Origin of the sequence: Paucilactobacillus kaifaensis (genome assembly GCF_005405145.1) — a bacterium.
In the GTDB taxonomy this organism is placed as follows: domain Bacteria; phylum Bacillota; class Bacilli; order Lactobacillales; family Lactobacillaceae; genus Paucilactobacillus; species Paucilactobacillus kaifaensis.
This window is the reverse complement of record NZ_BJDM01000045.1, coordinates 1-1,141: the sequence shown is the minus strand read 5'-3', so window position 1 is coordinate 1,141 and position 1,141 is coordinate 1. Positions and strand designations below refer to the sequence as shown.

Annotated in this window: 1 pseudogene; it reads right to left on the bottom strand. The window is 38.9% G+C overall.

From position 1 onward, the window contains the following. Window positions 1-30: 30 nt before the first annotated feature. Window positions 31-954 (bottom strand): annotated as a pseudogene (locus tag FFM51_RS08730) (IS30 family transposase). Window positions 955-1,141: the final 187 nt, after the last annotated feature.

Below are 1,141 nucleotides of genomic sequence, written 5' to 3'. Positions count from 1 at the left end.
GGCAGATTGCAAGAAATAACTTGAACAAATTTAGTAACGCAGATTACGCAAAAAGATCTCAATCGGTGTTCGCCAATTTAAACATTTGAGTGGTCGGGAATTCAAATACCAGTTAATTTGAATCAATTCATCATCGGTAATCTCATCAATCGGTTGACCTTTGGGAATGAAGCGGCGTAGTACTCGGTTGCGATTTTCATTACTGCCTCGTTCATGTGGCGAATAAGCGTGCGCAAAGTACAGCGGAACACCGGCCTGTTCTTCAATCAAATTGTAGTTGGCGAATTCTTTCCCATAGTCAACAGTAAGGGTCTTGAGATTATCTCCTAACTGGTTAGCCAATTCTAAAATAGCCTTGGTCATTGAAGTACTATCTCGTCCATTAAGCCGTTTAACGATGGTAAGCCGACTCTTACGCTCGACAAACGTAGCTACTGCTTGACCTTTACGTTTTCCAGATAAAACTGTATCAGCTTCGAAGTGACCTGAAGTATTACGATCAGAAATTTCAGCTGGACGATCTTCGATGGAACGTCCATGACTAAAACTACCACGGGTTTCTTTAGATCGTTTGCGACGAATACCATGGTCAGGTAAATCAGTCACATTAATATCCAGTAGTCCCTAATCAATCCAGTTATAGATGGTTTTGTAGGCAATTCTAACTACATGAGCCACTTGTTCAATTGACCATTTTTGGATCTTGATTTTTTCTTCAATCAATCGCTTTAGGTTAGTCGTTAAGATGGTTTTACGACCACGATGACTAAGTTTAACTTCATGGTCAGTTTGAGCCTTAACTGCGTGATACTCACCAGCTAAGCGATGAACCTCATTAAAGATAGTGGTTTTACTAAAGCCTAAATAATCGGCAATATATTGAAGTGAGTGCTTTTCATGATGAAGTGTTTCGATGACAACGCGGTCTTCAAATGATAAAATAGTGGTGCCCATAAAGGTCCTTCTTTCTAGTGGAATGTTGTGGTGACACCATTAAAGACCTTTATGGGTTTTTCTGTCCACTAATATGTTCAACTTAAATTTTACAATCTACCTATGTAAAAATTCCTTCCTTTTGAGAGATGATTTATTCATTATACCCTCTCTTAAAAGTTGTCTCAGGAATCAGCTTACATCCAAA